The sequence below is a fragment of the Cohnella laeviribosi DSM 21336 genome (assembly GCF_000378425.1).
In the GTDB taxonomy this organism is placed as follows: Bacteria; Bacillota; Bacilli; order Paenibacillales; family Paenibacillaceae; genus Cohnella; species Cohnella laeviribosi.
Genome location: NZ_KB899839.1, coordinates 1 through 26,911 on the forward strand (window position 1 = coordinate 1; position 26,911 = coordinate 26,911).

At 60.5% G+C, this 26,911-nt stretch carries 24 protein-coding genes and 1 other annotated feature; of the genes, 4 read left to right on the forward strand and 20 right to left on the reverse strand.

Features of this window, described 5'->3' with window-relative positions:
• Positions 1 to 243, forward strand: a 243-nt coding sequence (locus F560_RS0117045) for an IS3 family transposase (RefSeq protein ID WP_019006972.1), incomplete at its 5' end; no start/stop codon positions are given.
• Positions 244 to 335: 92 nt separating this feature from the next.
• On the opposite strand, the gene gpr is transcribed toward F560_RS0117045, so the two are convergent.
• The gene (gene gpr, locus F560_RS0117050) at positions 336 to 1,346 is read right to left on the reverse strand and encodes a GPR endopeptidase (protein WP_019006973.1); all 1,011 of its coding nucleotides are present in this window, start codon (positions 1,344 to 1,346) and stop codon (positions 336 to 338) included.
• A gap of 169 nt (positions 1,347 to 1,515) precedes the next feature.
• On the opposite strand from gpr, the gene rpsT reads away from it, so the two are divergent.
• Positions 1,516 to 1,788, forward strand: a complete 273-nt coding sequence (gene rpsT, locus F560_RS0117055; RefSeq protein ID WP_019006974.1) for a 30S ribosomal protein S20 — start codon at positions 1,516 to 1,518, stop codon at positions 1,786 to 1,788.
• A 99-nt stretch (positions 1,789 to 1,887) separates the two neighbouring features.
• Here rpsT and holA read toward each other — a convergent pair whose 3' ends face one another.
• The 6 genes from holA to F560_RS25655 form a co-directional block, all read right to left on the reverse strand.
• A complete protein-coding gene (gene holA, locus F560_RS0117060; protein ID WP_019006975.1) occupies positions 1,888 to 2,919 on the reverse strand; it encodes a DNA polymerase III subunit delta in 1,032 nt (343 codons plus the stop codon).
• Positions 2,920 to 3,162: 243 nt separating this feature from the next.
• The gene (locus tag F560_RS0117065) at positions 3,163 to 4,398 is read right to left on the reverse strand and encodes an anti-sigma factor family protein (protein ID WP_019006976.1); all 1,236 of its coding nucleotides are present in this window, start codon (positions 4,396 to 4,398) and stop codon (positions 3,163 to 3,165) included.
• Positions 4,395 to 4,943 carry an RNA polymerase sigma factor gene (locus F560_RS0117070; RefSeq protein ID WP_019006977.1) on the reverse strand — a complete coding sequence of 183 codons (549 nt, stop codon included), beginning with the start codon at positions 4,941 to 4,943 and terminating at the stop codon, positions 4,395 to 4,397. Before F560_RS0117070 ends, F560_RS0117065 begins: the two co-directional genes overlap by 4 nt.
• A gap of 769 nt (positions 4,944 to 5,712) precedes the next feature.
• Complete coding sequence (locus F560_RS0117075) at positions 5,713 to 8,454, reverse strand: ComEC/Rec2 family competence protein (RefSeq protein WP_019006978.1); 2,742 nt, start codon at positions 8,452 to 8,454, stop codon at positions 5,713 to 5,715.
• 99 nt (positions 8,455 to 8,553) lie between these two features.
• Positions 8,554 to 9,072 (reverse strand): deoxycytidylate deaminase, encoded by a 519-nt coding sequence (locus F560_RS0117080; protein ID WP_019006979.1) that lies wholly within the window; start codon positions 9,070 to 9,072, stop codon positions 8,554 to 8,556.
• A 257-nt stretch (positions 9,073 to 9,329) separates the two neighbouring features.
• Positions 9,330 to 10,028, reverse strand: coding sequence for a ComEA family DNA-binding protein (locus tag F560_RS25655; RefSeq protein ID WP_019006980.1), 699 nt, complete (start codon positions 10,026 to 10,028; stop codon positions 9,330 to 9,332).
• A 102-nt stretch (positions 10,029 to 10,130) separates the two neighbouring features.
• Here F560_RS25655 and comER point away from each other — a divergent pair, with 102 nt between their 5' ends.
• A complete protein-coding gene (gene comER, locus F560_RS0117090; RefSeq protein WP_019006981.1) occupies positions 10,131 to 10,982 on the forward strand; it encodes a late competence protein ComER in 852 nt (283 codons plus the stop codon).
• Between the two features lie 62 nt (positions 10,983 to 11,044).
• Here the strand turns inward: comER and leuS are convergent, their stop codons facing one another.
• Together leuS and F560_RS0117100 are read right to left on the reverse strand one after the other, a co-directional pair.
• Positions 11,045 to 13,483: a leucine--tRNA ligase gene (leuS, locus tag F560_RS0117095; protein ID WP_019006982.1), complete on the reverse strand. Its 2,439-nt coding sequence runs from the start codon at positions 13,481 to 13,483 to the stop codon at positions 11,045 to 11,047.
• A gap of 86 nt (positions 13,484 to 13,569) precedes the next feature.
• Positions 13,570 to 13,821 (reverse strand) — a binding site (T-box leader).
• A 90-nt stretch (positions 13,822 to 13,911) separates the two neighbouring features.
• Positions 13,912 to 14,691 carry a DUF1836 domain-containing protein gene (locus tag F560_RS0117100; RefSeq protein WP_019006983.1) on the reverse strand — a complete coding sequence of 260 codons (780 nt, stop codon included), beginning with the start codon at positions 14,689 to 14,691 and terminating at the stop codon, positions 13,912 to 13,914.
• A gap of 230 nt (positions 14,692 to 14,921) precedes the next feature.
• Here F560_RS0117100 and F560_RS0117105 point away from each other — a divergent pair, with 230 nt between their 5' ends.
• Complete coding sequence (locus F560_RS0117105) at positions 14,922 to 16,229, forward strand: hemolysin family protein (protein WP_019006984.1); 1,308 nt, start codon at positions 14,922 to 14,924, stop codon at positions 16,227 to 16,229.
• 865 nt (positions 16,230 to 17,094) lie between these two features.
• Here the strand turns inward: F560_RS0117105 and F560_RS0117110 are convergent.
• The 11 genes from F560_RS0117110 to F560_RS0117160 all read right to left on the reverse strand — a co-directional run bounded on the left by F560_RS0117110 (position 17,095) and on the right by F560_RS0117160 (position 26,909).
• On the reverse strand, positions 17,095 to 17,901 hold the full coding sequence (locus tag F560_RS0117110; RefSeq protein ID WP_019006985.1) for a class I SAM-dependent DNA methyltransferase: 807 nt from the start codon (positions 17,899 to 17,901) through the stop codon (positions 17,095 to 17,097).
• A 14-nt stretch (positions 17,902 to 17,915) separates the two neighbouring features.
• Positions 17,916 to 18,845, reverse strand: coding sequence for a CvfB family protein (locus tag F560_RS0117115; protein ID WP_019006986.1), 930 nt, complete (start codon positions 18,843 to 18,845; stop codon positions 17,916 to 17,918).
• Positions 18,842 to 19,183, reverse strand: a complete 342-nt coding sequence (rsfS, locus tag F560_RS0117120; RefSeq protein ID WP_019006987.1) for a ribosome silencing factor — start codon at positions 19,181 to 19,183, stop codon at positions 18,842 to 18,844. Before rsfS ends, F560_RS0117115 begins: the two co-directional genes overlap by 4 nt.
• A gap of 14 nt (positions 19,184 to 19,197) precedes the next feature.
• On the reverse strand, positions 19,198 to 19,779 hold the full coding sequence (gene yqeK, locus F560_RS0117125; protein WP_019006988.1) for a bis(5'-nucleosyl)-tetraphosphatase (symmetrical) YqeK: 582 nt from the start codon (positions 19,777 to 19,779) through the stop codon (positions 19,198 to 19,200).
• Positions 19,769 to 20,356: a nicotinate (nicotinamide) nucleotide adenylyltransferase gene (gene nadD, locus F560_RS0117130; protein ID WP_019006989.1), complete on the reverse strand. Its 588-nt coding sequence runs from the start codon at positions 20,354 to 20,356 to the stop codon at positions 19,769 to 19,771. Before nadD ends, yqeK begins: the two co-directional genes overlap by 11 nt.
• 16 nt (positions 20,357 to 20,372) lie before the next feature.
• On the reverse strand, positions 20,373 to 20,666 hold the full coding sequence (yhbY, locus tag F560_RS0117135; RefSeq protein WP_019006990.1) for a ribosome assembly RNA-binding protein YhbY: 294 nt from the start codon (positions 20,664 to 20,666) through the stop codon (positions 20,373 to 20,375).
• Positions 20,667 to 20,755: 89 nt separating this feature from the next.
• The gene (locus tag F560_RS0117140; protein WP_019006991.1) at positions 20,756 to 21,646 is read right to left on the reverse strand and encodes a shikimate dehydrogenase; all 891 of its coding nucleotides are present in this window, start codon (positions 21,644 to 21,646) and stop codon (positions 20,756 to 20,758) included.
• A gap of 18 nt (positions 21,647 to 21,664) precedes the next feature.
• The gene (yqeH, locus tag F560_RS0117145; protein ID WP_019006992.1) at positions 21,665 to 22,777 is read right to left on the reverse strand and encodes a ribosome biogenesis GTPase YqeH; all 1,113 of its coding nucleotides are present in this window, start codon (positions 22,775 to 22,777) and stop codon (positions 21,665 to 21,667) included.
• Between the two features lie 11 nt (positions 22,778 to 22,788).
• Positions 22,789 to 23,313: a YqeG family HAD IIIA-type phosphatase gene (locus F560_RS0117150; RefSeq protein WP_019006993.1), complete on the reverse strand. Its 525-nt coding sequence runs from the start codon at positions 23,311 to 23,313 to the stop codon at positions 22,789 to 22,791.
• A 108-nt stretch (positions 23,314 to 23,421) separates the two neighbouring features.
• Positions 23,422 to 25,671, reverse strand: a complete 2,250-nt coding sequence (locus F560_RS23545; protein WP_019006994.1) for a DUF4129 domain-containing transglutaminase family protein — start codon at positions 25,669 to 25,671, stop codon at positions 23,422 to 23,424.
• Complete coding sequence (locus F560_RS0117160; protein WP_019006995.1) at positions 25,668 to 26,909, reverse strand: DUF58 domain-containing protein; 1,242 nt, start codon at positions 26,907 to 26,909, stop codon at positions 25,668 to 25,670. The genes F560_RS23545 and F560_RS0117160 overlap by 4 nt, the downstream gene beginning before the upstream one ends.
• Positions 26,910 to 26,911: the final 2 nt, after the last annotated feature.

Below are 26,911 nucleotides of genomic sequence, written 5' to 3' on the forward strand. Positions count from 1 at the left end.
AAGGAGCTCTTTGCCGACAAACTAACCCAGAGCATGTCCCGAGTTGGCAGGTGTATTGATAATGGTCCAATGGAAGCCTTCTGGGGAACCCTGAAATGTGAGAGGTATTATTTGCATACATACAGTACCTTTGAGGAACTCAAAAAAGACATAGATGACTACATCCGTTTTTACAATAACGAGCGATTACAGGCAAAACTAAACGGCCTCAGTCCCATGGAATTCAGGACCAAGGCCGCTTAACCGATTTTTATTTTTTTGTACTGTCTACTTGACGGGGGTCAGTTCAAGGTTTGGTCAGGCTTCTTTGTCGTCTTTTTCTCCGGACTTCCCGCTTAATGGGTGTAAGCCGAAACATTGCCGGTATCGACGGCCTCGTGCAGCGCCGCGTTTAATCCGCTGGCGATAATATTGGCGATGTCTTCCATGAACTGGTCGATTTCCTTGGGCGTAACGAGCAGGTTATGGCCGAGCGGATCGAGCACTTCCTTGACAAGCTGCAGACGGTCCTGTTCCGACATCGATCCGAACACGCCGAACAGCGGCTCGGTGTTGTCCGTATGCTTTTTCATATGGTCGAACACCATATCCATCGTATTGTTGACGATGGTGGAAGCGTACACGACCGTCGGCACCCCGATCGCGATGCACGGCACGCCGAGAATGTCCTTGGTCAGCCCTTTGCGCTTGTTGCCGATGCCCGACCCGGGATGAATGCCCGTATCCGCAATCTGAATCGTCGTATTGACACGATCCAGCGAGCGGGCGGCGAGCGCATCGACGGCGATCACCAATTCCGGTTTGGATTGGTTCACGATGCCCCGCACAATATCGCTCGACTCGATCCCGGTCGTGCCCAGCACCCCCGGCGCCACCGCGCTTACCGAACGGTAGCCCGGGTTCACCTGATCGGCCATCAGTTCGAAAAACTGCCGGGTCACCATCGTGTTCTCCACGACAAGCGGGCCGAGCGCGTCGGGCGTCACGTTCCAGTTGCCCAGCCCGACAATCAGCACGCTCGCGTCCTTGCCGATTCCGACCCGCTGCAGAAACGCCTCGAATTCGCGCGCAAACGTCGTCGCCACCTTATCCTGCAGGCTGGAATCGCCGCGCCTTAGCTCCGGAACCTCCAGCGTGACGTAGTGGCCGATCATTTTGCCGATCCGCCGCGCGCCTTCCTCGTTCTGAATGTGCATCCGCGTTACGGTAATGCCGGATTCCTTGTTCGTCTCGCTCAGCACACCGGGGATGTCGCCGTTTCCGTCGGCCTGCGCCGCTTCTCTGGCCTCGAGCGCCAGATCCGTTCTCACACCGTATTGGCTTAAATCCAGACGTTCATCCGCCACTTTGGGCCTTCCCCCTTCGACAACAGGATGGACGGCAAAAGCTTGCCGCCGCGGGAAAAATCGCCGCAATCCCTTAACCGGTTCTGCTTGCGTTTTGCCCCCCTGCATGATAGAATGTTACAAGTTGTGTGGAGAAATACTTCTTGTTTTGCAGTGGGAGGTGAAATCAATGCCGAATATCAAATCCGCCATCAAACGGACGAAGACGAGCGAAAAGCGCCGTCTGCGTAACGCTTCCCAAAAATCCGCGCTCCGCACGGCCGTCAAGCAAGCCGATCTGGCTATTGCCAGCGCCGACGTGAACGCTGCCAAAGAAGCACTTCAACTGGCTCAGAAGAAGCTGGACAAAGCGGTAACCAAAGGCCTCATCCATAAGAATGCGGCTGCCCGCAAAAAATCCCGCCTGGCCAAAAAATTGAACGCTCTGTCCCAGCAAGCGTAAGCTTGCTCCTGACATAAGCAGCGCAAGAGCCGTACCGTGCGGTCGATCCCGCACGGTACGGCTCTTTTTCCGTCCGGCTGTGCCGAAAAGCCAGGGGCGTCAGCCTCCCCGCGCTCCCGTCTCCATCAGAAACAGCTCCAGCCCGAGCGTCTTTTCCACCCGTCCCGTCTTCATCGCGTAATCGAGCTCGGCAAGCCGCTCCAGAATTCGCGCAAGCCGGTCCGTGCTGAAGCTGCGGATATGCTCGCCCATCATCTTTACCGCATACGGGTGCAAGCCGGTCTGGCCGGCGATCTGCTGGGGCGTGTAGCCTTGCCTGGACAACTCCTTAATAAACAGCATATTGCGAAATTGCCGGACAAGCAGCGCGGTCAGCTTGATCGGCTCTTCCCGCTGTTTGAGCAGATCGTAGTAAATCGCGAGCGCCCGGTCCGTGCGCAGCGCCGCGATTTCTTCCGTAAGCTTGAACACGCTTTGCTCCGTGCTCGCGGGCACGAGGTCGGCCACCGATTGGGCGGTCACCGTTCCGTTCTCTCCCGCGTGCAGGCACAGCTTGTCCGTTTCGGCCGCGAGCGCCGCCATATCCGTGCCGACGCGGCGAAGCAGCTCCGTAAGGGCCGCCGGTTCGATGGTCCGCCGCTGCTTCTCGGCGCGCCTTGCCACCCACTGCATCAGCTCTTCCGCCGACAGGGGCGAGAAGTTTACCACCGCGTCGCTTTGCTTGGCGGCTTTGGACACTTTCTTGCGCTCGTCCAGTTTTTCGTGGGGAACGATAAAGACGAGAACGGTCGTTTCCATCGGAGACCGCATATATTCCAGCAGCCTTTCGGGACGGTGCTCGATCTTGGCCGCTTCCTTCCCGGAAGAAGCGAACACGACGCTGTCGCGTACGATCACCAGCTTATGCGGCACAAGAAACGGAAGCGTCTCCGCCTCGTCGATAATTTCGTCGATCGAATGCTCGGACGTATTGTACCGCATGATCGCCATCTCCCGGTGTTCCGGCTCGACAAGCCGCGAGACCAATTGCTCCGTAAATTCGTTCATCCGATAAGCTTCCATGCCGCAGCAAACGTATACCGGCCTTATTTTGCCTTCCCGCAGCTCGCGAAATGCTTGTCCGGACTCCATCACATGCCCTCCGTCCCGTTGTCGCTCTCTCGCTCATTCAGAAAATTATACGTTCAGATCGGCAAAAAAACAACAAAGAGACCGCGCCTGGCTTGGGACGCGATCCCTTTGTCGTAGGACATCTATGTCAACGTTCGCCGGCCGGCCCATGGTACCGAGCGCGAACGACCGCGACCTTCGTCCTTCTGGCGGTTTCCGCCGTTCCGTACACTATACGCAGGAAGGAGCCGAATGGTGCAGCCTTCAGCCGCCCTTCCGTTCTCCCGATTCCAGGCTCCAGGAATAAACCGATTCCGTGCCGTCTTCCGCCGTCCATGCGTAGTAAACCGTCTTGCCGTCTTCGCTCCACTGAAGGCGGGAAAGCGTCCCCGGCCGCTCCTCGCTCTCAAACAGAAGCTTGCCGTCCGCATCGCAAACCTTCAGGCGTCCGCCTTCGGCGAACGCGTAGCGCGTCCCGTCGGGGGAGCTCACCGACCCGAAAGCAAGAGATGCCGGCCCGTCCGCCGACGGCGAAGCCGAAGGGAGGGCAAGCGCTTCATGCGGCGGCTCCGCACCCGGCGAGGGAGGCGTTAGGCTGGGAGGCGAGGTGGCGTCGAGCGCCTTCGCGCCGTCTTCTTCGGGCGTTTCGCCGGCGGCTGCCGCAGGTGCTTGGGCGGCGTCTTCCGCAGGCGCTTGGCCGCCTTTTTCGAACGTTTTGTTGCCGCTTCCCGCAGGCGCTTGGCCTGTTCCGGCAGCTTTGTCTTCCAACCGGCTTGCGCCGGTTTTCGCCTCCCCATCGCCGCTTTTGCCGATCGACCGCGTCTCCTCATACGTCTCGTCCTTCCCGGAGCCGCGATCTTCCGCCATTGCCGGTCCGGGAGAGGGAGCCGGATTTTCCGAGGGATTCTTCGGGAGAGCCTCATCCGCATTTGCTCCCGCGGAGGACGGACTTGCCGCAGGGGCGGAGTCCGCCGATGCCGCGCTCAAATTCATGACGGCATTCCCGCCGGCCTCCGACGCTTGGTCTTTCTTGGCCGTATTCGACAGCCACGGCGACGGGTGGATGGCCATGACCGCAGCGATGACGGCGGCCGCAGCCGCCGTCGCGGCTGCCCCGAACCGCCGCATCCACGACCGGGCCGGCCGTTTTGCCGGACCGTCCGCTTCGGTCCGGGAGAGCTCCGCCGCCGGGAACGAAGCGGCGTCTGCCGCGCCCGAGCTGCCGGAATCGCCGTCCGTTCCGGTTGGGCCGGCGGCCAAGACGCCCGCCGATTCGGCGTCGATTTGCTCCAACTGCGGCAATATGGCGTCCACAAGGCTGTACCGGGGCTCCACCCGCGGCAGCTCCGCAAGGTTTTGCGACAGGCGGGTGAGGCGGTCGAACATCGCAGCGCATTCCGGGCACTGCCGAATGTGCTCCATCATGCTGGCATGTTCCTGAGAGCTCAAATCTTCATCAAGCGAACGCTGCACGAGTTCCATCACCTCTTCGCACTTCATCCCCGGACACCACCTTTCCGATAATCATGCAGCAGCACCTGTAGCTGTTGCCGGGCTCGAAACAAATAAGACTTGACCGTGTTGAGCGGCAAATTCAAAGAATCCGCGATTTCGTTATACGAAAAATCCTGCAAATACCGGAGCACGACCACCGTCCGGTGGTGCTCCGGCAATTTGCCGATCGCTTGGCGTATGTCTTCGGCCGCATACTGCGACATCACTTCCCCTTCCACATCGTCCGCCGCATGAAAAACAAGCTCATGCTCGTCGATGGAAACCGAAGGGCGGTTGCGGCGGAATTTGTCGATGCAAATGTTCGTGACAATCCGTTGCACCCATGTCCGAAATTGCGCTTTTTCTTCATAGGAATCGATTTTCGTATAAATCCGGATCAGCGCTTCTTGCGAAGCGTCCAACGCATCCTGCTCGTTATTCAATAAATAATAAGCCGTTCGGTACACCTGGCTTTCGATCTCGCGGAGCAGCGCGACAAGGGCGTCTCGATCGCCGGCTTGCGCAGCTTTGATCAGGCTGAGCTCCACCACAGAAGATCCTCCTCCCCTGCACTTCCATTGACGCAATCTTTCGTCCAAAGGTTGCATCCCGTCGGTCCGGAAGTTCCCGGGACTTTCATATCCAATTGCTAGAAACGCGAAACGAACAACACCACTCACAGTCTAGCAAAAAAAGGGACGTTTGTCTGTCCGGTCAAAAGGCGGTATTTTCGGCGGCCGACCCATGAACGAACAAGCATTTCCAAATACTCTGTCGAACTTGGAATTTTGCCCCCCTGCCCAAGAATCGCGCGGTACCCGAAAAGAGAATAACGAACGGCAAATCGGCAGAGGCCGAAGTTGTCCAAGATTGCGCGGCGCAGCCTGCACAAAATCTAATATAACCGCTCGAGGCCATATGAGGTACTAGGCGGACTACTTGGTGGTTGTGCACCACGGCTGGGGGCAATGTAGGGTACTGGAAGGACTTCTTGGCGGATGAGCACCGCGGACGGCGGCGATGTAGCGTACTGGACGGACTATTTAACGGGTAAGCGCAGCGACTGCAAGCAATGTAGCGTACTGGACGGACTACTTGGCGTGCTGCACACTACCGCACGTAACCCAATCGCGCTCGGGGCGGCCCCCTCCGAGCGAAGCTCACGTTGCGACCGACTTCAACGCGTGGTATTCCCGTCTATCCCTGTCTTCGAACCGAACGGCAGTGTGGGTTCGCTCGCGGCTCGTTCGCCGGAAAGGGCCAAACGGAGACGGTTCAGTCGCCGTTTTTTCCGCGCTTCCGGCCCGGGCCGACTCCGGTTTACGGAACGGCCGCTTGCGCCAGCTTCGTCCTTCGGTCGAGCCGACCGTCCGGCCGCACCCGGTACTGGATTTCTCCGTTCAAATCGGTGCGGAAACAGAGCGTGCCCGCCCGGCGCAGCCGTTCGAGAACGTCGGGATGCGGATGGCCGTACACATTGTTCCGCCCGACCGAAATAACGGCCTCGCGCGGCCTCCACCACATGAGCCATACGGCGGATGTGGACGTGTTGCTGCCGTGATGGCCCGCTTTCAGCACGTCGATCCCTCCCATATCCGCCGCATTCGCCTTTGCCTGCGACGCCGCCCGTTCCGACTGGCGGGTTACGATCGCCGTTTCTCCCGCCTTTTCCAAATCTCCCGGCAGCAGGAAGCGCCTGCCGTACAACGTAAGCAGCAGCACGACGCTGCGCTCGTTCTGCTCGTCCACGACTGCGATCGTTTCACCGGCTCCGCCCGCCCCCGCCGGATAAAGCGCTTCGAGCTGCGCCGTACCGTCGATCGCCCACCGCATCCCTTCGTGAACCGCATAAAGGGATACGCCGGATCGGAGCGCAAGCTCGAACAGCCGCTTGGCCTCCGCGGTCGGCTTGAGCGTGCCGTTGAACAGCAGGGCGCGCACCCGGAAATGCTGCAGGACGGCGAACGCGCCTCCGATATGGTCCTGATCGAGGTGCGTCAGGACGAGCGCATCGAGCTGCCGCACGCCCCGCTGCTTGAGCAGCGGCACCAGCGTCTTCCGTCCGACCTCGTACGGGTCGCGGCGTTCCCTCCACGCTTCGTCCGCCCGGCGAAACGAAACGGTCCCTCCGGCGTCGATCAGAACAAACCGGCCCTGGCCGGTCCGCACCAGGATGCTGTCCCCCTGTCCGACGTCCAAAAACATCACCTTCCCCGTCCGGTCCAACCAGGCCGGCTGCAGACCCCAAATCAGCCACAAGGACCACAGGACGGTCAGGATAGCCGCAACAAGACGGCCGATGCGCCTGCCTTGCGGCGCAGGAGCCGTTGGCTTCACGGCCTCGTCTTCAGGGGTAAGCGGCTGCGTTCCACCCTGCGTCAGGCCCTCCCCGTGTCCGGCGGCAAACGGCCGCGTCGCCTCGTGTGCCGCAAACGCCGTTTCGGCGTACGCCCGAACCCGTTTCGCCCGGATTCCGGGATCGAAGCGGAACGCCTCGAGACGCCGGAGACGGTCCGCATGGCGCTCCGCCATGACCCGAGCCGCTTCGCTGCGGTTCTGGCGCGATTTCAGCCAAACGGCGGTTAAGCCGAGCAGAAGATAGGCCGACGCCACCCAAGCGAGCGGCGGTTGCGGCCAGTAGGTCTGCAGAAAGCCGGCGGACTGGAGCCGATCCGTCAAGTCGAAGGTCAACCGGTTGCACCACGTCGCGGCTTGGGCCGCATAGGCGCCGAGGGGGCCCCAAAGCGCGCCGAGCACGACCGACGCCATTCCGAGCGGGAGGACGACAAAGCTGATGAACGGGACCAGCAGCAGATTCGCGGGAAGGGAAAGGAAATGGAACTGATGAAAATAAAAAATCGACACGGGCAGCGAGCAGATTTGGGCGGTAATCGCCACCGCAAGGGCGCTTTTTAGCGATTTGAAGCGAACGGGCAAATAAGCCGATGCAATCGGCACAAGCAGGATCAAACCCGCGGTTACGAGAAAAGAAAGCTGGAAGCTGACGTCCTCGATCAACCGCGGATTCCACGCCAGCATGATCAGAGCGGATGCGGACAGCAGATGAAGGCCGTCTTTCAGCCTGTTGCGGCGGGCCAAATACAGCGCGATCATGGCCATCAGACAGGCTCTTGCCGCCGAAGGGGAAGCGCCGGTCAGCAGCATGTAAACCGGCATCGCCGCCATCGTCAGATCCAGCGACCGCTCGCGGGTCAAGCGGAAGACCGCCCCCAGCCGAAGCAGCAAAAAGACGACGACGCCGATGTGGAGCCCGGAAATCGCCAAAATATGCGTCAACCCGAGGCTGGCGAACGCATCGAATTGCTGCGGATCGAGATCTTCCCGGATTCCCGCGACCAGCCCCTTCATATAGCCGGCGTCTTCCTCGCCGTACAGCCTGTCCATGAGGCCGCCGATGCGCGAACGCATCTCGTCAATCCAGCGAAGCGGCTTTGCGCTCCATGGAACCGGTTCGCCCAAGGGCGCGACGGATGCGGCGCCCCGGGCGGAAAGCGTCCAATGAATGCCCTGCCGCTTTAAGTACGAACGATAGTCGAACCCCCCGAAATTACTGGCTTCGTTCGGCAGCCGCAGCTCTCCGGCGACCGTAACGGCATCCCCCCGCTTCCAGGAAGCAGCCGCCCGCTTCTCTTCCTCCGCCGCCAAGCGGACGCGTACGAGCAGCTTCTCCTTCGGAACGACCGGATGTTCCGACAGGCGCGAAAGGCGCAGCCGAAACGTCGCCAAATCCCCGTCTACGTCCACGGGCGAAACCAGCCGGCCCGACGCTTCGACCTGCCGGCCGTCGGGATCGCCGAGCAGCGACGGCAGGACGGACACATTGCGCGCCTCGACCCATGCCCTCTCCCCCGCCGCCAGCGCGATCGAAAGACCGAGCAGAATGGCAAGCTTCGGCGGCATTCGCCCCAAATACGCGCAAGCGGACAAAAGCAGCAGCATGCCCGCCAAAACCGCAAGCACGGTCCATCCTTCCCAAACGGACAGCACGGCGCCGCCCGCAGCCCAGCATCCGGCAACCGCAACCAACGGCCTTCTGGCCATATCGCCGCCTCCTTGTCGAAACTCTCTGCCGATCGCCAAACACAAAAGAACCTCCCGCGCTCAAAGCGCAAGAGGTTCTTCCCCTTTGCCATCGCCGTTTCATTCCGCCGCGTCCTGGACTTCGGTATCCGGCGGCGGGGTGTAGCCGTCGAGCCTGCGAAACAGCAAGCCTTTCTGCTCCATCAGAGCGGAAACCTTCTCATGGTCTTTCGCGTACGCCCGATGGTATACGATCTCCTTGATGCCGCTGTTCGCCAGCATGTTCGCGCACGTCCAGCAGGGCTCGTCGGTCACGTAAACCGTCGAGCCTTCGCGGTCGATGCGGTCGGTGAACAGCAGCAGGTTTTGTTCGGCGTGAATCGTCCGGATGCACCGCTGCTTTTTGACCATGGGGGCCCCGTCTCCGGGGGAAGGCTCATATTCCTCCACGATCATGCAGCCGGCCTCGGAGCAGTCGGGCACGCCCATAGGCGCGCCGTTGTACGCGGTCCCGAGCAGCTTTTTGCCTTGTACGAGCACGGCGCCGACATGACGCCTAGGACACCGCGAGCGGGTTGAAACCATGAACGCGATATCCATAAAATAAGTGTCCCAATCCTTGCGCACGGATTGCGCCATGGGGTTGCCTCCTTCCCATCCGGCGCCTCTGCGCGGCGAACCGGATGTTCATAAACGCGAATTCCGCTTGGCTGGCCGCCAACGCCCGATCCAAGCCGTACAGGATGTCGTCATTCGCCGACAAATTCCTTTCTATTGTCTCATATTTCCTGTTAAGAGAAAAGGCATTCCAAAGGCCGAGCCGACCGGCCCTCCGGCGCGTCTTTCCTTCTCCCGTGAGCCCTCAAAAAGCAGCGGATTTTCGATCGCATGCGTCGTCAGGAAGAAGCCACGGTAACCAGATTCCGGATTTTGGCGAACAGCTTTTCGCCGATTCCTTTGACGTTTTTCAACTCTTCGACCGAGCGAAAGGCTCCGCGGGTCTTCCGGTATTCGACGATAGCCCGCGCTTTGGCGGGTCCGATTCCCGGCAGCTCGTCGAGCTGATCCTCGGTCGCCGCGTTCAGGTCCAACAATCCGGAAGCGGCGGAATCCGGTTTGGCAGCCGGGGCGGCCGGCGATGTCGTTGCCCCGGCAAGCGCCGATGCTTGCCCCGGTACCGTTGCCGGCCCTGTATTCGACGCTGGCCCCGATGCCGCCGCTTGCCCCGTTTTCGCCGCCGCCGATGCTTCCGGCGCTTCGGACGCCGCCTGCGCCGCTTCGTCCGGCGCCTCAGGCGTTCCGGGCCTCTCCGTACCGGGAGGAGCGGCCGATGGCGCCGAAGCGGCGGCCGGCCCGGCAGGCGATACGGCCGCGGCCTGAGCCGCCCCCTTGGACGCCCCGCCCGGAGAGCCGGACTCCCGCCCTTCTGCGGCCAACACCTCGGCCATCGCCTCGTTGACCGGCTCCCATCCGGGGATGTCCGCTCCTTTCGTCGGCTGCATCAGCGCATAGCCCAACAAAGCGGCTCCCACAACGGCCGCAGCCGCCGCAATACGCCGCCCTGCAGACGGGCTTCGGCTTAAAAAATCGCGCATTCGGGTCATCTCCTTCCGTTTTTTTGAATCGAAAGCGCATGTCGGCCAACCCCCGGTTCATAAAATGGAATGAAGCAAGCGTCAGTGAGGAGGGGAGAAGCCTTGAAGGTCTGCTTCATCGGTACGGGCAGCATGGGCAGCCTGTTGACGGAAGCGTTTCTGAAAGCGGGAGCGCTGTCGCCGAAACAAGTGACGCTTGCATCCCGTACGCGCTCCAAAGCGGAAGCTCTGGCCGCCCGCTATCCCGGACTCGCTGTCGCCGACGACAACCTTTCGGCCGCAAGCGATGCGAATCTGATCTTTCTCTGCGTCAAACCGTCCGATTTTCGCGCCGTGCTCGACGATATTTTGCCGGTTTTGACGAAAGACCGGATCATCGTGTCGATCACAAGCCCGATCCGGATTGAAACGCTTGAGAAGATCGTTCCGTCCAAAGTCGCCAAAATCATTCCGAGCGTCGTCAATTCCGTCGGATGCGGGGCGACTCTCTTCATGTTCAGCGCCAGATTAAACGACGACGACCGCGCGCTTCTTCGGCAGTTGTTCTCATCGATCAGCCGGCCGGTGGAAATTGACGAGGAGAAGGTCCGGGTCGCTTCCGACCTTTCCAGCGTCGGACCGGCGTTTTTCGCGTTTTTGCTCGAACAGTTTATCGAAGCGGCGGTCGCCGAGACCGGCATCAACCGCGAGACCGCCACTACGCTCGCCTGCGAGATGCTGTTGGGCTCGGCCCGGATGCTGCAGGAGCCGGACTGTTCGCCGTCCGATCTGCAGCGAAGGGTGTCCGTGCCGGGCGGCATTACCGCCGCGGCGCTCGCGGAACTGGACCGGGCGACGAAAAACGCGTTTTCCCGGGTGTTGCAAACAACCCACGCCAAATTCAAAGAAGACCTGGAAAAGGCGGAGCTTTCCTTACGGCCCCAAAAGCGGAGGGGACCCCGGGGCAACCCTTGACCAGCCGCAAATGCAAAGGGGCGGACCTCCTATGTTCATAGAGAGGTGCCGCCCCATCTTTGTCAGTTCGCCACGATATTGACGAGCTTGCCTTTGACTGCAATGACTTTGCGAACCGTTTTGCCGTTGGTCAGTTCCTTCACTTTATCCAATCCCATCGCCAGCTCCCGCATGCCCTCTTCGTCCAGATCGGACGGAATCGAAACGCGTTCGGCGATCTTCCCGTTCACCTGCACGACGATCTCAACCTCGGCATCGACGGTCAGCGCCGGATCGTATTCCGGCCAAGCCACGTACGTGATCGTCTCGTTGTAGCCGAGCCGCTGCCACAGTTCCTCCGCAATATGCGGCGCGATCGGCGACAGCATCTGCACGAAGTTCTCCATCGCTTTCTTCGGCAGCACCTCCGCCTTGTACGCCTCGTTGACGAAAATCATCAATTGGCTGATCGCCGTGTTGAAGCGCAGGGCTTCATAATCTTCGGTCACTTTCTTGATCGTCTTGTGCCACGTGCGGCGGAAACCTTCAGCGCCCGGTACGTCCTGAATCTTGGGATTCAACTGGCCGTTGTCGTCCACGTACAAGCGCCATACGCGCCCGAGGAAGCGGTAAATGCCTTCCACCCCGTTCGTATTCCAGGGCTTCGTCGCCTCCAGCGGCCCCATGAACATTTCGTACATCCGAAGCGTATCCGCGCCGTATTGGTTGACGATATCGTCCGGATTAATGACGTTGCCGCGGGACTTGGACATTTTCTCGTTGTTGGTGCCGAGAATCATCCCTTGGTTCACCAGCTTGTGGAACGGCTCCTTCGTCGTGACGACGCCAAGGTCGTACAGCACTTTGTGCCAGAAGCGCGCGTACAGCAGGTGAAGCACGGCATGCTCGGCGCCGCCGATGTACAGGTCGACCGGCAGCCATTCGTTTTGCTTCTCCGGAGAACAAATCTCCTTGTCGTTGTGCGGATCGATGAACCGCAGGTAGTACCAGCAGCTTCCCGCCCACTGCGGCATCGTGTTCGTCTCGCGGCGCGCCTTGCGCCCCTTGGAATCGGTCACCTCGACCCATTCCTTCACATTCGCCAGCGGCGATTCGCCCGTTCCCGAAGGCGTGATCGACTCCACGTCCGGCAGCAGCAGCGGAAGCTCCTCCTCCGGCACGGGTTCCATCGTTCCGTCTTCGTAATGCAGAATCGGAATCGGCTCGCCCCAGTAGCGCTGGCGGCTGAACAGCCAGTCGCGCAGCCGGTAGGTGACTTTGCCGCGGCCGCAGCCCTTCTCCTCCAGCCACTCGATCATCTTGGCGATCGCGTCCTGCGTATGCAGCCCGTTCAGGAAGCCGGAGTTGACATGCTCGCCGTCGCCGGTGTAAGCCGCTTCCTTCACGTTGCCGCCGCGGACGACTTCAATGATGTCCAGACCGAATTTGGTCGCGAACTCCCAGTCGCGTTCGTCGTGGCCCGGTACGGCCATGATCGCGCCGGTGCCGTAGCCGCCCAAAACGTAATCCGCGACCCAGATCGGCAGTTTCGCGCCGTTGACGGGGTTGACGGCATAAGCGCCCGTAAACACGCCCGTCTTGTCCTTGGCCAGATCGGTGCGTTCCAGATCGCTCTTGCGCGCGGCCTGCTCGATGTAAGCCTCGACCTCCGCCCGCCGCTCTTCGGTCGTAATTTTCTTGACGAATTCGTGCTCGGGAGCGATGACGCAATAGGTCGCCCCGAACAGCGTATCCGGACGCGTCGTGAACACGGTAAGCGACAGCCCTTCGTGCCCGTCGACGGCAAAGGTCACTTCCGCGCCGGTCGACTTGCCGATCCAGTTCCGCTGCATTTCCTTGATGCTTTCGGGCCAATCCAGCTCCTCGAGGTCTTCCAGCAGGCGCTCGGCATATTCGGTAATTTTCAGCATCCATTGGCGCATCGGCTTGCGGATGACCGGATGATTGCCGCGTTCGCTCAAGCCGTTGATGACTTCCTCGTTCGCGAGCACCGTTCCGAGCGCGGGACACCAGTTGACCGGCACCTCGGCGACATACGCCAGTCCTTTCTTATACAACTGGATAAAAATCCATTGCGTCCATTTGTAATAATTCGGATCGGTCGTGCTGATCTCGCGGTCCCAGTCGTACGAGAAACCGAGCGATTTGATCTGGCGGCGGAAGTTGTTGATATTCTCTTCCGTAATGTCTTTCGGGTGCCGTCCCGTCTGCAAGGCGTACTGCTCCGCCGGCAACCCGAACGCGTCCCAACCCATCGGGTGGAGCACGTTGTAGCCGCGCATCCGCTTGTAGCGGCTGACGATATCCGTCGCGGTGTATCCTTCGGGGTGGCCGACATGAAGGCCTGCGCCGGACGGATAAGGGAACATGTCAAGCGCGTAAAACTTCGGCTTATCTTTGTCTTCGGTTGTGCGGAACGTCTTGTGCTCTTCCCAGTAGCGCTGCCATTTGGGTTCGATCTGCTGCGGCTGATAGCCGGATTGCTGCTGGTCTTGCGTCATGGCGTTTATGCCCCTCTCTTTGTTCTGTCAAAATGTGTGCTTGCGCAGTTCGCGCCAAACGAAAAAACTCCCGCCCCAGCGTAAACGCTAGGGGCGAGAGTCTGGCTCCCGTGGTACCACCCTAGTTGACGTTCGCCCTGCCTGGGCATCCGTCCACTTCAGTCTCCGTAACGGGGAGAAACCGCCGCGCTTGCCGACAAGCCGCTTTCCGTGCGGACGGGCCGGATTACGCGCAGAGGCTCCAAGGCGAGTTCGCCGTTCGCGACAACCGGCTTGCACCCGCCGCCGGCTCTCTGGATGACGCGAAGATGGCTACTATTCCTTTTCACAGCCATAAAAGTATGCCATGATTATAGCCAAATGAGGCGAATACTGTCAAGCGGCGAAAGATTCGCCTTTATCCGCTGCCATAAGGAAGCAAATGATCTTCACAGACTCCGCAAATGCCGCAAAAACAGCGTGGCGTTCCAGTAACGGCGCGACAGCGAGTGGAAAAAGGCGGTCTGCACGGAAATGAGCGCGATGATGAGCACGTTCCGCACGGTCTCGCGTTCCTCCGGCTTAAGGTGCTCGAGCGACTTCACGAAGTGCTCCGTCTTCTGCACGATCCGCTGCTCGATAAACGCGTCGTGGTTGCGCAGGCTCCCGTCGTGAATCGGCACGTCCAGCAATTGGTCGTTGTTCTCGTCCAGCTCTTCGAACAGCGCGGAATACGATTCGTACAGCTGAAGCGGATGAATGACCGGTTCGGAGCCGCCGTCCAAAGGGTGGAACAGCATCTCGAACAGCTGGCGGATCGATTCGAAATCGAGCGACGACTTGAGGTCCTCGATCATGAACAGCAGCACCATCTGGTCGAGGGAATATTTTTTGCCGGCTTTGGGCGTGCCCAGATAGGCTTTGAAATCGCGCTTAACCCAATTTTGCATCGACGTGACGGAAAAATTCGTGTATTCGATCAAGTTGCCCAGAGACACAATATCGCGAAGGGAAAAACCCGTCGGCTTCTGGCCTTTGACGAGCTTTTCGAACACTTGCGGCAACAGAGTGGACAGAAGAGCGTCAAACGATTTTCCCTGCTCCAGATCCTCGCGGTGAGCCCGAATCCATGCTTCCTGCAGCACGACAAGCGGCGACTTCTGGCAGGTGCCCGACAACGCCCGGAGGAACAAGGCCATCTCGCGGCGAGTCAGCGTAAAGGTTTCCATGTTCGGTCACCTTCTTGTCATAAGTTCTTTTGAACTCATCATAAAATGAAGATAACGGATTGTCAAAGCCATAAAAGTCCTCCCCGTTTCCCGCAATGATGGATATTGGACCCTAACCGGCCAATTCAGGCGAATCCCGCCCAAAACCGCATTTGAGATTCAAATCTCCAGGTCTTATTATAAGTTCATAAGAACTTTTCAAATAAATTGGATTGGAGTTGGAAACGGATTTGGTCGTCAATTTGATTTTGGTTGCCGTACTGGTTTTTCTAACCGCCTTTTTCGTCGCCACGGAGTTTGCCATCATCAAGCTTCGCCCCAGCCGGGTCGATCAGCTGGTTCAAGAAGGACGCAAAGGCGCGCTTGCGGTGCAAAAGGTCACGAGCAATCTGGACGGCTATTTGTCCGCGTGCCAGCTGGGCATCACCATTACCGCGCTCGGCATCGGCGCCCTCGGCGAACCGACCGTAGAGAAGATTCTTCATCCCGTATTTGACGATCTCGGCCTTAGCGGCGAAATGAGCAGCTTTCTCTCCTATCTGATCGCCTTCGTCGCCATGACGTATTTGCACGTCGTGCTCGGGGAGCTTGCGCCGAAGTCGGTGGCGATCAACCTGGCCGAACGCATCGCGTTCCTGACGGCCAAGCCGATCATCTGGTTTCACAAAGTAGCCTATCCGTTCATTTGGCTGCTTAACGGTTCGGCCAACAAGCTGATCCGGTTGTTCGGGATGAAGCCGGCCAGCGAGCACGAAGAAGCGCATACGGAAGAAGAAATCCGCATCATTCTCTCCGACAGCCTCGAAAGCGGCAACATCAACAAGAGCGAATACGGCTACGTCAACAATATTTTCGCTTTCGACGATTTGCTTGCCCGGGAAATTATGGTTCCCCGAACCGACATGGTCTGTTTGTATACGAACAAAAGCTTTGAGGAAAACCTGAATACGATCCGTACCGAGCAGTATACCCGTTACCCGGTCGTAACCGACAGCAAGGACAACGTCATCGGGTTCATCAATACGAAAAAGCTTTTTATCGAATATGTGACCGCCCCGTCCGCAATCGATCTTCGTTCGCTGATCCGGCCGATCCTGACCGTTCCCGAGGTGATGCCGGTAAGCGAGCTGCTGCGCAAAATGCAGCAGGAACAGGTGCATATGGCCATTCTGCTCGACGAATACGGCGGCACGTCCGGCCTGATTACGATCGAAGACATCCTGGAGGAAATCGTCGGCGAAATCCGCGACGAATTCGACTCGGACGAACCCAAGCCCATCGAGAAAATCGCGGACGATCATTATATCGTGGACGGAAAGGTGCTGCTGTCGGACATCAACGACCTGCTCGGCACCGACATCCGGAACGAAGAGGTGGATTCCATCGGCGGGTGGCTGTACAATCAGCTTTCCGAATTCGATCCCAAATCGGAAATTACGGTGGATGCGTACACGTTCATCGTGCTTGAAAAAGAAAACCACCGCATTCGCACCGTCGAAATCCGCAAAAACAGTCTGGTCGGCCAGGGCCGGTCATAAGCCGAACCGACAAACAAAGCCGCACGGCGTTCCATCGCGGGGACTCCGCTCCCCTTCCGTTGAACGCCTGCGGCGTTTTTGCGCGCGCATCTCTTTTGCCGATATTGGCCGATATCCCGTTCGCTCATGTTCGTTGCCTCTTGCCCCGATCTGCGGCGGTCCCCATGAACGGGTAACAAAAAACCGAGCGGCAGTCCGGTGAGATTGCGCAGCTCGGTTCACTCTTTTAACACGACCGTTTCCGCAGTTGCTTCAAAAGCAATTATTTTGCCCCGCACACGCTTTTTCGCGCATGCAGTTTCTTTTTTGGCAATTGGAAAGCTCGATAACCCCCACTTCAGACGAAATTTAAATTTTAGTTGCGGTTTTTACACTTCATTCGCATCCCTGCACGAGGAAAAATCCAACCCAATTAGCCGTTTAGGTGCCGAAAGCCGGTCTATGTTGGATTTATCTCGTTTTTAGGCCCGCTAAAACCGGAAATGCCGTTCTCCCCCGGCAATTTCAACGGATTTATCCAGCATACGGTCCGGAAATGGGCGAAAGGAGCCGGCTTCCTGCACAAAATCCAATATAGCTGCCCGTACATACTCGTCTTTTCTAGCCGAACGGCAACGTTGGTTCGCTCGTTTGTCGGAAGGGACCAAAAGAAGACGGTTCAGAAGTAATCCCGAAAATGATCTTCAAATAACGGAAATCAAATACTGGATGTCAACTGGCCGATCGCAGAAAAAAAAGAACGGCTTCCCGGCCGGCATCCGCAGCGATGCCATTCGGGGCCGTCCCGTTCCGGATATGTCCGGTCAAAGGCGGGGGCGGGGATTCGGAGCACGGTTCAATTCCTTGACGAGCCGGTCTTCAGCGTTCAGCGCGGACGCCGCGCGACGAAAAACAGCCGCTCCGCGTTCTCGTCCGGCTCCTGCCACTTAAAATCGGCGAACAGATGCAGCAGCTCGAAACCCGCGGCTGCCAGCTCCGCGCTCAGCCAGTCCGGGTCGTAGGCGCGCTGGACGTGCGATTCCTCGAACCGCCGGTACAGCGCTTGCGGTTTGCCGCCCTCTCCTCCCTCGCGTTCGTCCTCCCGCACGAAAAAGGTCAGGTCATGCTCGATTTCCATCCGCTCGGCGTCGTATTCGCATGTCCATATGTAAGCGATATCCCGCTCGTCCAGAACAAACGGCTGTTCTTCCGCGTAACGCGCAAGCTGCCGCGGCGCGTGCACGTCGAACAAAAACAGTCCGCCGGGCGCAAGTCCCGCGAACGTCCGCCGGAAGACGGCGGAAATATCCGGCTTCTCCGTCAGATAGTTCAGGCTGTCGCAGAACGAGATCGCGGCGTCCACCGGGTGCGGGAGCTCCCAATCGCGCATGTCCTGCTGCAGCCAGCGGATCGAGCCCGGCTCCCGGGAACGGATCAGGCCCGCTCCCGAGGACGACTCCCACTTGCTGCGGGCGACGGAGAGCATGTCCGCCGAAAGGTCGATGCCGAACACGGTGAAACCGGCCTTGGCGAGCGGAATCGCGATGTTGCCGGTGCCGCAGCCGAGATCGGCGACGGTGGCCGGCATTCCGTACTGCTCCCAGCAGCGGCGGGCGAAGCTCATCCATTCGGCGTAAGGCATCTCTTCCATCAATCGGTCGTATACAGAGGCAAATTGCCGGTATGAACGCATCGTTTCTCCCCGTTTCAGTCTTTTTCCGGCTCCGGTTTCTCCTTGCCGCCGCCCTCGCCGGCGATCAGCTTCGTCCAGTTGCCCTCCTGCGCGATCAGTCCGTCTTTCATCAGCTTGCCGAGCGCCCGCTTGAACGCGCTTTTGCTCAGACCGAACCGGCGCTGGATAATGTCCGCTTCCGTGGCGTCGGAATACGGCATCGCCCCGCCGGGCCGCTCTTTGAGAAAAGCGAGAATGCGGCTTGCGTCCTCCAGTCTTCCGATCTCCTTGGAGGGTCTCAAGGACAGCGTCACCCTGCCGTCTTCGCGAACGTGCGTGACCCGCGCTTCGACTTTTTCCCCGATACGCAGCTTTCGCGAAGCGGAGCCGTTCGGGATATAGCCCAGCGCGCCGAAGCCGAGCACGCCGCCTTCCACCAGAACGAAGACGCCGTCCCGGAACACGTCCGTGACCCAGGCGGTCTTCAGCTCGTTGCGCCACGAGCCCGGAGCGCGGAAGACCTTCGCTTGAAAGTCGTCGAGCTTGGCCAAACGGGCCAGCATGCGGCCCTGCTTGTCGTGCTTCATGACGACATGAAGCTCGTCTCCTTTCTGCGGCCAGCATTCTTTTCCGGGCGGAAGCTCCTTAAGCGGCAGCAGAAGCTGCCGGCCGATGCCGATTTCGAGAAACCAGCCGAACCGCGGGTGAAAATCGGCGACGGCAAGTCTTCCCAGCTCTCCCGCGGTCAGCAGGGGCTTCCGTTGCGTCGCGGTCAGCCGGTTTTGATCGTCGTGGAACAGAAACGCATCCACGTCGTCCCCGATCTCGGGACGGCCGTCCACCGCTTCCGCATAGGGCAGAAGCACCTCGGGGCCTTCCGCGTCGAGGGGGCCGAGAAACCAGCCGTACGGAGCCCGCTCCCGCCTCACCCGGAGCTTGTGGAACGCGCCAGCCGTCAGCGTCATGCGAAGGTCACGGCTTTCGCATCGGACCACAGCCGCTCAAGCTGGTAATATTCCCGCTCGTCCCGGTGGAACACGTGCGCGACGACATCCCCCATATCGACCAGCACCCAGCGCGCCGTCTCGAGTCCTTCCACCCGCACGCTCACGCCGAGCTCCTCGGCGCGCTTGCGGATTTCCGCCGCGATCGCCTGCACCTGAGGCTCGGAATTGCCGTGGCAAATGACAAAATAATCCGCCACCAGCGATATCCCCTGCAGGTTCAGCGCCAGCAACTCGTGCGCCTTCTTTTCTTCCGCCGCCGCGACAACCGTTTCAAGCAATTTATCCGCTGTTGCCATACTCAGCCTCCCGTTTAGGATTTTTGCGTCCGCTTTTCGATCGTTCGGATCAAATCGTTTCGCGCAAGTACCGTTAAAGGAAAGATCGTCTTGCCCTTTTCAAGCAAAAAAGAAATCGTGGAATCGAATCCCGCCACAAGCGCCTCTTCCAGGCTATGGTTGGCGAGTTCGCGAATCTTATGCACGCCGGGAAAATCCCGTCCCGGCTCCATATAATCCGCAAGACAAACGATTTTGTCAAGCAGCGTCATGTTCTCCCGGCCCGAGGTGTGGTAACGGATCGCGTCCAGCACCGCCTCGTCGCGGATGCCGAGCTCCTCGCGCACGGCCCAGGCGCCTACATGCGCATGCCAGAGTTCTTTGTCATACTCGAGCAGCTCCGCCGGAAGCCCTTGCTCCCGGATAATGGTTTCCATCCGGTCGACCGGCCAGGCTTTGCAATAATCGTGCAGCAGCGCGGCCAGCCATACCTGCTCCCGATCCCCGCCGAACCTTGCGGCGAGCTCCTCGGCCGTGGCGACGACGCCGAGCACATGCCGCCATCTTCGCTCCGGCATCTGGCGGCGGGTCGCTTCCATCAGCGCTTCACGATTCATATAAGCCCTTCCTCCCGATGTATTCTCTCACCGCTTCCGGCACCTGGTAGCGAATCGACTGTCCGCGCCTTACCCGGCTTCGGATGTCCGTCGACGAAATGCCGACGGGCGGCATATAGGCCGGAATCAGCCGGCTGCGCAAATATTCCGGGAGCGTATGCTCCATGCTTTCCTCGCCTTGCCTCGCCAGGCAGATAAACGAGATTTGCGCCGCCAGCTCCTCGATCCGGTGCCAGTTGGGCAGATCGTTCATCATGTCGGTGCCGACAATCCAATAGAAGCTGCGGTCCGGATAATCGGCCTTAAGCGTATTTACCGTATCGATGGTGTACGAGACGCCGCCCCTTTTCAGTTCGGTCTCCTCGACCCGGAAACCGGGATGCCCGGCAATCGCAAGCTCCACCATCGCTCTGCGATCTTCGCCGCTTGCCCCCGGCTGCGGCTTATGGGGAGGCACGAAAGACGGCACGAACCAGACCTCGTCCAGCCCGGCGGCTTCGCGCGCGGCTTCGGCCGCCAGCAGATGGCCGATATGGATCGGATCGAAGGTGCCGCCCATTAAACCCGTTCGTTTCATCGCATTCGTTCCTTTTTTACTCGGGAAGCTCGATCTGCTTGTTCTCGCGCGATTCCTTGTACAGCACGATCGTTTTCCCGATCACCTGCACCAGTTCGGCGCCCGAGCGTTCCGCCAGTTCCGCGGCCACCTCGTAGCGGTCGTCGTCGTTATTGTTGAGGATGTTGACCTTGATCAGTTCCCTTGCCTCCAGCGCCTCCTCGATATGGCGGATCAGATGGTCGTTGACCCCGCCTTTGCCCACCTGAAAAATCGGCTGGAGATGGTGCGCTTCGGAGCGCAGAAAACGTTTTTGCTTGCCTGTCAGCATACATTCAAACCTGCTTTCGTTCGATTGGTCGATGGATCATACCGGATTGCAAAATATACCGGGCATGCCGGGCGCTTGGGCGCAATCGGCTAATCGGCGTTTGTCCCCGCGGCTGCCGCGGAGCTTGCCGCCGTGCCGCCCTCCGCGAACGAGGCCAGCACCGCTTCGCGCATCGCCGACACCGGAGCCGGGCGGCCCGTCCAGTATTCGAAGGCATAGGCGCCTTGGTAGACAAACATGCCCAGCCCGCCGTGAATGCGGCAGCCGCGCGCTTGCGCCTGCCGCAAAAAAGCGGTGGTGAGCGGGTTGTAGATCAGATCGCTGGCGACGGCGCCGGGCGCAAGCCAAGCGGGATCGATCGGCGTCGCGTCTACATTCGGCGCCATGCCGACCGACGTCGTGTTGATGACGACGTCCGCATCCGCGCAAGCTTCGCGAAGCTGCTCCCAGCGGACGGCCGTCACGCCCGCATCCGGCGCGAACGAGGCCGCCAGCTCCCGCGCCCGCTCCTCCGTGCGGTTCGCGAGCACGATGCTTGCGGGCTTCTCCCGCGTCAGCGCCCAGACGATGCCGCGCGCCGCGCCGCCGCAGCCGACGACGAGGATCCGCTTGCCGCCAAGCTCCGGCTCGGCTTCTTCCTTCAAGGACCGGACATAGCCGATGCCGTCCGTATTGTAGCCCGTCAACCGGCCGTCTTCGTTGACGATCGTGTTGACCGCCCCTATGGCCCGGGCGCTCTCGTCGATGGCGTCCAAATACGCCATCACTTCGATTTTGTGGGGAATCGTCACGTTTAATCCCCTGAAGCCGAGCGCGCGAATGCCGGCTATCGCTTCCCCGAGCCGGTCCGGCCGCACATGGAAGGCGCCGTACGCGCCGTTGATCCCCGCCTCCCGAAAAGCCCTGTTCATCATGACGGGAGACTTCGAATGGCGGATCGGGTCCCCGATCACCCCGAATAGCAGCGTATGACTGTCCATAAGGTTTGTTTCCCCTTTTTACAGCATCGAATCGCGCAGCAGCACCTTGACGCCCTTGGGGGCGTAAATGTCCACCAGCGCGCCAGTTTTTCCGTTGGCCTGAATCCATCCCATCCCCGAAACGAAGATATCCAGCTCGGCATGCATCGGCAGTCGCAGCGAATGGCGCGTCCAGGGCGGCATGTCGTCCAGCGCTTCCCGCGACGGCGGGGACAGCAATTCTCCCCGGTGCGCCGCATACAGCTCGTCCGCTCTCTCCCGCTTCGTCCGGTGGACCGGCAAGGCGGAGGAGACATAGATCGTAAACGATTGCCGCTCCCCTTCCACGAAGTCGAACCGGACAAGCCCTCCAAGGAAAATCGTCTGTCCGGCGTTCAGCTGGTACGTCAGCGGCTTGAGCGGTTTTTCCGGCAAGACGGCGTTCAGGCTTTCCCGGGGTACGATCTCCGACAGGCGCGAGCGGTACACGATGCCGGGCGTGTCGATAATCGACTTCCCGTCGTCGAGCGGGATGCGGATCGCGTCCAGCGTCGTTCCGGGGTAACGGGAGACGGTGAGCTCCCGGTTCAAATCGCTGTAATCCGCGATCAGCCGGTTAATGAGCGTGCTTTTGCCCACGTTCGTCGCGCCCACGACATAAACGTCGCGATGGCCCCTAAGCTCCGCCACCCGCTCGACCACCTTGTCGAAGCCGATGTTGCGGCGGGCGCTGCAGAGGACGACGTCCGCCACCTTCAGCCCGTTCAGGCGAGCCTGTTTCTGCACCCAGTTGCGCAGCCGGTTCCAATTCGTGACCTTCGGAAGCAAATCGATCTTATTGACGACGAGCAGCACCGGATTGTTGCCCACGAACCGCTGCAGGCCCGAGATGATGCTGCCCTCGAAGTCGAACAGATCGACGATGTGGACGACCAGGCTGTCGGTGGAAGCGATGCCGCCGAGCATCCGCAAAAAGTCGTCCTGGTCGATCGCGACCGTCGAGGCGTCGTTGTAATTTTTGATGCGAAAGCAGCGCTGGCAAATAACCGAATCGCGGCTCCGCGCCGATTCCGGCACATAGCCCGGCAGATCGGGGCGTTCGAACTGCAGCGCGATTCCGCAGCCTGCGCAACGCTGCCGTGTCTCTTGCATGTCTGGCAAAATTAACGTTCCTCCTTCGTCGGCCAAAGTCCGCGCCGCTTCAAACGGGACAGGGCGACTTTTTCGATCATGCGGTTGATCCGCGTCCCCCAGCCTTCTTCCCCCGGGGCGATCGGCGTGACGAGAATGGTGTGCATCCCCATCCTGCGGCCGCCGAGGATATCCGTCAGCATCTGGTCGCCGACGACGACCGCTTCTTCGGGCGAAAGCCCAAGCAGCTCCAGCGCCCTGCGGAAAGCGGCCGAAAACGGCTTGCGGGCGGCCGGGATGAACGGAATGCCGAGCGGCTCCGCGAATTTGGACACCCGCGTCAGGTTATTGTTCGAAAGCACGACCACGCGGAAGCCTTCCGACTTGACCTTCTCCAGCCATGCGGCCAGTTCCGGCGTAGCCAAAGGCGTCTTGGCGCTGACGAGCGTGTTGTCCAGATCGGTAATGATGCCCCGGATGTCCCGGGCGCGCAAAGCGGACAGATCGATATCGTAAACGGCGCTTACGATCTGATCCGGCAGCAATCGTTGAAACATTCGCTTTGAGTCCCCTGTCAACAGAACAATGATGAACAAAATATACCACACGCCGCCCTGCCTTGCAAAAACGAAAGAGCCCGGCGCCGGGCCGGGACTTTCCGTTGTTTATAGCGTTTTGCGGATTTTGTCCGCGGCTTCCATAAAGCGGCGGTACGCCTCTTCGTCTCCGCTGCCGCCGGCGTATCGCGCGCGCTCGAACTGATGCAGCACGCATTCGAATTCCGGTCCGAGCGACGCAACCCGGCCGCTCCAGCCCGCCAGCGTCTCCCGCAGCGTCTCGTGGGGTTGGCGCTTGAGCCCCTTCCTTTGCAGATAACGGATCAGGCGCTCCGTCTCCCGGACGATGCGCTGATTCGGCGTCGTTCCCCGGTTGCGAAACCGGCGCCAGGAGGCCAGCAGCTTGCCGCGCCGGAACCATCCCCAGAGCGCGGCGAGCGCAAGCGCGATCGCGCCGGCGGCAATCGCCGCCGCAGCGGGCAGGCGGCTTTCGGCGGACGGCGCCGCCGGCTCATCGGCGGCCGCGTCGGGAACGTCCTCGGAGACGGATTCGGGAAGGACCGGCGCGATTTCAGGCTGAGGAAGCGGAAGGCTGAAGCCGGCCGTCGGCTCGAACGGAACCCATCCGTAGCCTTCGAAGTACGCCTCGGCCCAGGAGTGCGCGTCCGCGTTGCGGACCGTATAGGTTCCGGCTCCGTTCGGGTCCGGCCGGTAGCCGCCGCCCGCCGCGCGAAGCCGCTCCTCCTCCGAAGGATCGTATCCGGACGTATAGCCTTTGACCCACCGCGCCGGCAGGCCGAGCGTCCGCGCCATGACCACGAACGCGGTGGAATAGTAATCGCAGTAGCCTTCCCGAATCTCAAACAGAAACGCGTCGACGACGTCGGCGCTTTTCTTCTTGCTCACATCCGGCTCGTTCGTGTACGGGTAAGTCGAGCTTAAATACTGCTCCAGCTTTTTCAGCCGGTCGAAATCGCCGGTCGCATCCCGCGTGACCTCGCGCGCAAGCTCGCGCACCCGATCCGGCAGCGATTCCGGCAGCTGCAAATAAGGCGCAAGATCGATGGAGGTTTTGCCGTCTGCGGGAATGGCCGACATCGCGCTCAGCTTCGCCTCGTCGAACACCGGAACCTCGGATACGACGGTGTAGCTGTTCACCTGCGCCGCGCGCGGAAATTTCAGTTCCCATTCCTCCGGGTTCCAGGACAATCGGGCGTTGCCGGAAGCGTCGATGTCCTCCAGCCCTCGGGCCGGTCCGGCCGTGAACAGCACCGGAATCCGGTCCTCCCGCAGCAGCTTGACCGTCTGGGTGACCCGGCGCAGCTCGACGCCTTCGGGGTACTCCGGTTCGAGCGGCAGATCGCTCATGCCGGGGGCGGCCGAAACGGTCTGCATCCCCTTGCGGTCGGTCCAGCCTTTGCCGGTATAAAACGATTTGGTCTCGCCCCGCCAGTACGATTTCTGATTGGTGGTGACCTGCATCACCGGCGAATAGTCGAACCGGAAGCCGCCTCCGATTTCGGTATCGTTGCGGCCGTAACCGGATTTGGAGGAAAGCGCGCTCTTCGAAGCGGACGATCCGTTTAGCAAACCTCCTTCTCCGGAAAAACTCGGCACCTCTTTGTTCTGGGCCTGCAACCACAGCGTGTACGGGTCTTCCAGCAGCGCCGGGGCCCGCGGCATCGACATCCCGACCGCGACGAGCAGGCCGACGACGGCAACCGCCGGCAAAAGCAGCGGAAGCGGCCTCTCCGCCAGCGCGTTCCAGCTTTCGTAATGGCGCTCGCGCAGCGCGCGCAAATGCAGCACGAACAGCCAGCCCAGCCCCGCAAGCACCGTCCAGGCGATATTCCGCCACAGTTCGAGCGGCAGAAAGGAGTCCACGACCGACAAGGCGCCGATGGAAGTCAGGATAAAAACGATCGCCCGCGACTTGGTCGTGCCCAAGCGCGCCATAAAATGCGTGACCAAAAGCGAGCCTACGGCAAGCTCGAGAAACGGATGGAACTGCTTGCCGTGCGAAACCGTAAACGTCCGCACCGCATCCCAGCTTACCCGCGAATCGGGCCACCCGTGCCAGGTAAAATCGGTCAGCAGCACGACGGCGGCGCACGACGCGGCGATCTGGAGCGACAGCCGAAGCGCGAACGCGCGGGACCACGCAAGTTCGGTCACGGCGTAAGCCGCAAACGCGGCGTAAATAACGTCGTACGTTTCGCTCCACCAGTAATCGCCGAAGCACCGGATCAACTGCAGCGCGATCGTCAGGGCGAATATCCGGTGCAGGCGCTCGAGCACCAACCGCCGCCAGAACACGGTTTCGGCGCGCCGGCCCGCGGCCGAAAGGCCTAAGCTCATGCCGTCCCCACCTCCAATGCGCCCGGCAAATCCTCCAGGCGCGACAGGCTGATCAGTTCCCAGCCGTTCGCCTGGAACAGGCGCTGCCACTGCTGCGCCTTTTTGGCCTCGTCCGGCCCCGGGTTCCGCTCGGCGACCAGTACTTGGCTGGGCGCCTGCCGGCTGGCGCCGAGCGCTTCCAACGCCCGCGCGAGCGGCTCGTCCTTCCGGGGACTGACGACGACGATATGCGTTCCCGTCCCGAAGCGGTTCAGCGTTTCGAAGACGGTATCGCCGAGCGAGCCTCCGTCTTCCGCTTCCAGGTCGATCAGCTGCTCGAGAATGTCCTGGCGGTTGACGGGATGGCGCTCGACGCCGTACCAGCGGCTGGTCGCGCCGGCGATGACGAAGCCGACCGGCATCCCTTTGCGCAAGGCGAAGTCCAGCAGCGAGGCCGCGGCGGATATCGCCAGTTCGAACCCTTCGGCGGTCCGGTAGGAAGAAGCCTGGGCATCGAGCACGATCACGAATCTCGGCAGCGCCTCGCGCTCGTACTCCTTCGATTTCCACTGCCCCGTTCTGGCCGTCGCGTTCCAGTGAATGCGCGACATCCGGTCGCCGTGGATATACTCCCGGACGCCGTCGATTTGCGTCGTCTCCCTCGCCCACAGGGAAGCGACCCGCTGCTGCGAAACGCCCGTCCTCGACCGCCGCATCGTCCGCCATTCCCGAATCGCGATCGTGCGCGGCGCCACTTTGATGTCCAGCCCGTTGTCGAACGAACCTTTGTGCTCGAACAAGCCGAAGATGTCCCGGGTCGAGCAGAGCGTGGGCTGATAGCGGTAGCGTCCGCGCCTGAGCGGCGCCGTTTCGTAGCGAATCGTGCCCCTCCGCTTGTAGTCCGGAACGAACGAAAGCTCGTATTCCTGGCATTCGCCGCCGCTTGCCCGCGCCAGCCGCTCTCTTACAATTACGTACGGCAGCGGCCAGAAACCGGGAATTTCAATCTGGAGCTTGACGCGCAAGCGATTGCCGGCGGTAAACGACAAAGCGCCCGCATGGCTTTCCTCCAGCTTCCGCGTTCCCCGCACGCTGCCGATTCCGCTCCAGCGGCCCAGCAGCAGGTAGAGCGCAAGAACGTTCAGCATGACGAACAGCATGAGCGACGTTTTCCCGCCTTGGAACAGCAAAAACAGCAAGGAAGAAGTATAAAGGACGGCGCATAGCCAGCCGAACCGGGTAATCGGCAGCCGCTTCATCG